The organism is Empedobacter sp. UBA3239 (assembly GCF_002362875.1).
In the GTDB taxonomy this organism is placed as follows: Bacteria; Bacteroidota; Bacteroidia; order Flavobacteriales; family Weeksellaceae; genus Empedobacter; species Empedobacter falsenii_B.
Genome location: NZ_DEVJ01000091.1, coordinates 1 through 6,380, shown reverse-complemented (window position 1 = coordinate 6,380; position 6,380 = coordinate 1). Strand labels below are relative to the sequence as shown.

The window sequence follows — 6,380 nt, the reverse complement described above, 5'->3', positions numbered from 1 at the left end:
ATATACAATCTAATACAAATACACTACCGGTTAGTATTTATAACATATTCAAAAAAAAAGGGAAACTCGTTCAGGTTTCCTTTTTTAGTACGTCATGTTTTGGCATTCTGATTTTCTATTTTTGAGAAGATTGTTTAACTTTCCTAAAAATTCAGAATTTGTTACAAGCAGGCGATTTCAAAATTTACAATGCTTCCGCTGGAGCAGGTAAAACTTACACATTGGTAAAGGAATTTCTTTCGTTGTTATTGACGAATGAAAGCGATTATCATTTCGAGCATATTTTAGCCATTACATTTACCAATAAAGCGGCCGGCGAAATGAAGGAACGTATCATCGAAACTTTAGAAGAAATTGCCAAAAACCCTAATCCAAAAGAAGATGGCTATATTCTAGAATTAGCTTCAGAACTGAATTTGAAGCCTGAAATCATTAAGACAAAAGCATACAATATTCTGATTGCGATTCTTCATAATTATTCCAAATTTTCGATTTCTACGATTGATAAATTTAATCTTCGATTGATGAAATCTTTTGCACAAGATTTGGGTTTATCAATGAATTTTGATGTCGAAATGAATACGAATGAAATCATTAATGAATCTGTTGATTTGTTGTATTCAAAAATTGGGGAAGACGAAAAACTAACGCAAACAATGATCAAAATTGCATTGGATAATATGGACGCAAATAAATCGTGGGATATTCGAAAAACGCTTTCTTCAGACACTTCGGACATTTCTAATGATAGACATTTACAAGATTTAGAAAAATTAAAAAACATTTCGTTAGACGAATTTATTCGTTACCGAAAAGTTATTTTTGATGATATAAAAACTTTGAAAGATGGTTTGATTACAATCGGAAATGAGTTTTTCGAATTGCTTGCAAACAATGGAATTTCGGTAAATGAATTACCAGGAAAAAGTCGAGGAATTGCTGCTTTTTTCCAGAAATTAAAAAACTTTGATGGTTTTGGTTTGATTTTACCAACCGATGCGAATACAAAAGATATTTTGGAAGAAGGTTATCTTTCGAAAGTGAAAGATGTAATAGCAGAATCTATTTTTCCTCAAGTGAAAGATTTGTTCGAAAAAGCTGCGAACATCAATGATCACTTACTTTTGTTAACCTCAATTCAAAAAAATATATCCTCAATTTCGTTGATTAATGAAGTTGAAAAATCATTGGATTCGATCAAAAAAGATTCAAATGTTTTATTGATTAACGAATTTAATACCATTATCAGTAAAAATCTGCAACAACAGCCAGCCAATTTTATTTACGAACGAATTGGTTCGCGCTACAATCATTATTTTATTGATGAATTTCAGGATACATCGACGTTACAATGGAATAATCTGAATCCGTTGGTGGAAAATGCACGCGCGCAATCTGACACGATTATGTTGGTTGGCGATGCAAAACAGTCTATTTATCGTTGGCGAGGTGGAAATCCTGCACAAATGATTGATTTAATCGATCGAAAAGAGGAAGAAAATATTAAAGTTGAAGAATTAGAAAAAAACTGGCGAAGTCACGAAAATATTATTCAATTTAACAATGAATTGTATTCGTTTATCGCGCCACAACTCAATTTGCCGAGTTTTCAATATTTGTACGAGATTGGAAATAAACAATTAACTAATCATCAAAAAGATGGTTTTGTCAAAATAAATTTCATTGAGCAAGAAGGTCGTTCGAAAGATTTATTTAAAGAACAAAATTTAGAATTAGTTCTTAAAACAATTGAAGATTGTCGAGCAAATGGTTTTTCATTAAAAGATATTGCGATTTTGGTTCGTAGTAATGCGCAAGGGATTTTGTTAGCGAAATATTTGACCGAAAATAACTTGGTTGTAATTTCAAATGAAGCTTTGTTGTTAAAAAATTCTTTCGAAATTCAATTGATTGAATATTTGTTCAAAATCACATCAAATCCTCAAGACGAGCAATCGAAAATTCGTTTTTTGATGGTGGCTTATGAATTAGAATTATTCAAAACGAATGATTTAACAATCACAGTTGAAAAAGCATTAAAAGGTGATTTGCCTAAGTTTTTAAAATTAACCAAATCAGTTGGAATTGATTTAGATTTTATTCAAGATCAAAACCTTTCATTATACGATTTCACCGAAAAAGCGATTCGAACTTTACATTTACAAGAGCGTTCACCAGCTTATATTTTGAGCTTTTTGGATGTTATTTTAGAATATTCATCAAAAAACGAATCTGATCTTAATTCATTTCTTGAGTTTTGGTCAACGATCAAAGATAAAGCGAGTATCAAAACACCAAAAGGTGTCGATGCAATCCAGATTATGACGATTCATAAATCAAAAGGATTGGAATTTCCAGTTGTAATTTTACCATTTTTGGATTGGCAAAGTAAGAATTCTAAAATTTGGATTCCATTACAAAAAGATGAAGAAAATCCCTTCGAAACATTTTATGTTGGAATTAATAATGAATTAAAATCAATCAAAAATGAAGCGATAAAATCGAAGATTGACGAAGAAGAGAATTTGGTTCAATTGGATGAAATTAATACGCTTTATGTTGCAACAACGCGTGCAAAAGAGCAATTGTATATGATTGCGCTAAAACCGAAAGAATCTTCGAAATCTAAAAATATTGCAAATTATTTACACGAATTTGTATTCAGTAAAGGTTTTTCTGAGGATGAAGTTATTTTGAAAGGTTCTCCAGAACGAATTTCAACTCCTAAAATCATAGAAAACTCTTCGGCTGAGTTAAAAATTTATTCTTCGGATTGGAATACGCGTTTAGTGATTAACACCAATTCAGAAAAAGCGCAAGAAAAGTTAAAATTCACCGAATTTGGAAATACAGTTCATAACATTTTATCGCAAATTGTTACACAAAATGATTTACCAAAAATCATCGAAAGTGAAAAACAGCGTGGTACAATTTCAGTCGAAAATGTAGAACATCTGCAAAAAACCTTGCAAAATTTATTACAAGATGCTAAATTAGTTCCATATTTTGCTGAAGGTTTAACGGTTTTGAATGAACGCGATTTTATTGATGAAAATGGACAAATTTTCAGAGCAGATCGTGTAGTAATTGATGCAGAAAATAATTGTTCGATTATCGATTATAAAACTGGTCAACCCGATTTAGATCATCATTTTCAAGTGAATAGATATGCCGATTTTTTTAGAAATTTAGGTTATAATATTCAAACCAAAATCTTGATTTATATTGATGATGAGCAGCAAAAAATAAATGTTGTAGAGGTATTTTGATGAATGAAAATGTAAAGTTAAAATTAGCGAGTTTACCTGAAACGCCTGGTGTTTATCAGTATTATAACAAAAGAGGAGATTTGTTATACATTGGTAAAGCGAAAAACTTGAAACGTCGCGTGAATTCGTATTTCAATAAACAACACGATTCGAAACGTTTGCGTGTTTTGGTGAGTAATATTGATAACATCGAAACAATCAACGTAAATTCTGAATATGACGCGTTGTTGTTGGAAAATAATTTGATTAAAGAGCATCAACCACGATATAATATCCTGTTAAGAGATGACAAAACCTATCCTTGGATTTGCATCAAAAATGAACGATTTCCACGAATTTTTTCGACTCGCAATGTAATCAAAGATGGTTCGGAATATTTTGGACCATATTCTAACGGAAAAGCGATGAAAGTTTTGTTAGGTTTGATCAAAGAATTGTATCAACTAAGAACATGTTCGTATGATTTGAGCGAGAAAAATATTGAAAATCACAAATTTAAAGTTTGTTTGGAATATCATATTGGTAATTGTCTTGGACCTTGTGAAGCTTATCAAACCGAAGAAGAATACAACGAGCAAATTTCGGCAATTCGTAATATTATCAAAGGAGAATTTAATGAAGCAAAACAATATTTGGTCAATCAAATGACAAAATATGCATCGGATTTGAAGTTTGAAAAAGCGCAAATGATTAAAGAAAAAATTGAAGCGTTGCAGAATTATCAATCTCGTTCTACAATTGTTTCGCCTACGATTACCAATGTTGATGTTTTTTCGATTACGTCGGACGAAGAATATGCCTATGTCAATTTCATGAAAATTTATCACGGTGCAATTATACAGTCGCATACAGAAGAATGGAAAAAGAAATTGGATGAAACAGACGAAGATTTATTGGAACGTGCAATTATTGATTTTTCAGATCGATTTAATTTAACTTCGAAAGAAATTTATGTCCCGTTCGAATTGAGTTTAGAAATTCCGTTCAGAAAAATTACAGTTCCAAAAATTGGCGATAAAAAACATATTGTCGATTTATCGTTAAAAAACACACGGATTTATCGTTTAGAACAGCTCAAACAAACTAAAATCGTCGATCCTGATCGTCATACAAATCGTATCATGAATCAGATGAAAGTTGATTTGCGTTTGCCTGTAGAACCTCGACATATCGAAGGTTTTGATAACTCTAACATTCAAGGAACGAATCCAGTTTCGGCTTGTGTAGTGTTCAAAAATGGAAAACCAAGTAAGAAAGATTATCGCATTTTCAATGTCAAAACGGTTGAAGGACCTAATGATTTTGCAACAATGGAAGAAGTGATTGAAAGACGATATTCAAGAGTTTTGGCTGAAGGAGAATCTTTGCCTCAATTAATTTTGATTGATGGTGGAAAAGGGCAATTAAGTTCTGCTCTAAAATCGATTGATCGTTTAGGGTTACGCGGAAAAGTTTCCGTGATTGGAATTGCAAAGCGTTTGGAAGAAATTTATTATCCAGATGATCCTTATCCGTTATATTTGGACAAAAATTCTGAAACCTTGAAAGTGCTTCAACATGTGCGAGATGAATCGCATCGATTTGGAATTACGCGTCACCGAAATCGACGAAGTAAAAACGCTTATAATTCGGTTTTAGAAGAAATAGAAGGTGTCGGTCCGCAAACAATTAAAGAATTATTAACAAAATTTAAATCGGTCGAACGAATAAAAAACGCATCTTTGTTAGAATTAACCGATTGTATAGGAAAATCTAAAGCAAAAAAAATAAAAGATTATTTTTCGAATGATGAAAAATCTACTAATTGACAGAGATTTAACCTCTCTTTTGAACAATCCAAAGTTACAAGCTACTTTGGCAATTGTTCCTATCACTTTATTTATACTTGGCTTGTTAAGTTATTTTGGAATTTTTTATTCGATGTTTAACACGCTCGATGCGCAACTAGGACATTTAGGAAGTTCTAAATCGCTATTGAGTGCCTTATTAGGAAATCTTATCATTTTTATCTTTTTGGTATTGATGAGTTTTTTCACTGGCGTGATTTCTTTTGTTTACTTTATTGTGCATGCTTTAAAGAATCCAAATTTGATAAAAAGTGACGACAGATTGTTATGGATTATTGCGATAATTTTCGGGAATGGTTTAGGAATTTTTGTTTATTGGTTGATGCAAATCAAACGAAAAGATCCACGACCAATTATCGATTTGTACACCGATGATATTTAAAAATATAACAACTGCTTTACAATTTCATAAAGCAGTTTTTTTATGTTCAATTCAAAAATTTTGTACCTTTTCATAAAATCAAAACATTATGAATTTAATAGAGTTATTACAAAACGAATTGCAAAGCGAATATAAAATCACCAAAGAATTTATAGCTTTATTTCCGAGCGACAAAGCGGATTACAAACCACATGAAAAAAGTATGGACATTACAACTTTAGCAAATCACGTGGTCGAAATTTTTGCTTGGCCTGCTTTAATTTTAACAACTGATAAATTAGATTTTGCTGCAGGAGATTACAAACCGACAAAATTTACCTCTATTGAAGATTTACAACAAAAATTGGATGATGATTATGAATTAGGAAAAGCGGCGTTAGAAAATGTGAACGAAGATCATTTATCAAAAAGATGGCAAGTTACAGAAGGAGAAACTGTTTTTGCAGATTTCACAAAATATGAAGCAATTCGTCATGCTTTAAATCAAATTACGCATCACCGCGCTCAATTGGGAGTTTTTTATCGCTTACTTGGAATAGATTTACCTTCGAGTTATGGACCAAGTGCTGATTCTCAAAAGTTTTAAAAAATAAAAAAGACCTCTAATAGAGGTCTTAAAATCATAATTAGTGTTAATTGTATTACTGATCAGTAATATTATTATCTCAAAAATATAACATATATCATATTTAAGCAAATCTAAGTTATGTTTTTTTTAAGAAATATTAACAATTTTATAATATTCGTAGTTAATAATCTATTTTATTGATTTTATCTAAAAAAGACATCTATAAAAGTATCAATTAATATGAATTCATAAAAAAAGCTTTCGAAATCCTCGAAAGCTTTTTTGTATTTTGACTATGTCCCGTCCTGAAATAG

Annotated in this window: 4 protein-coding genes; all 4 read left to right on the top strand. The window is 31.0% G+C overall.

Going from position 1 to position 6,380, the window contains the following annotated elements; genetic code table 11:
* The first annotated feature begins 158 nt into the window (after positions 1 to 158).
* Positions 159 to 3,269 (top strand): UvrD-helicase domain-containing protein, encoded by a 3,111-nt coding sequence (locus B4G36_RS13845; RefSeq protein ID WP_291064372.1) that lies wholly within the window; start codon positions 159 to 161, stop codon positions 3,267 to 3,269.
* The gene (uvrC, locus tag B4G36_RS13840; protein WP_291047110.1) at positions 3,269 to 5,077 is read left to right on the top strand and encodes an excinuclease ABC subunit UvrC; all 1,809 of its coding nucleotides are present in this window, start codon (positions 3,269 to 3,271) and stop codon (positions 5,075 to 5,077) included. The genes B4G36_RS13845 and uvrC overlap by 1 nt, the downstream gene beginning before the upstream one ends.
* Complete coding sequence (locus B4G36_RS13835) at positions 5,058 to 5,498, top strand: hypothetical protein (RefSeq protein ID WP_291064371.1); 441 nt, start codon at positions 5,058 to 5,060, stop codon at positions 5,496 to 5,498. The genes uvrC and B4G36_RS13835 overlap by 20 nt, the downstream gene beginning before the upstream one ends.
* 88 nt (positions 5,499 to 5,586) lie before the next feature.
* Positions 5,587 to 6,084, top strand: coding sequence for a DinB family protein (locus B4G36_RS13830; RefSeq protein ID WP_291064370.1), 498 nt, complete (start codon positions 5,587 to 5,589; stop codon positions 6,082 to 6,084).
* The last annotated feature ends 296 nt before the right edge of the window (positions 6,085 to 6,380 follow it).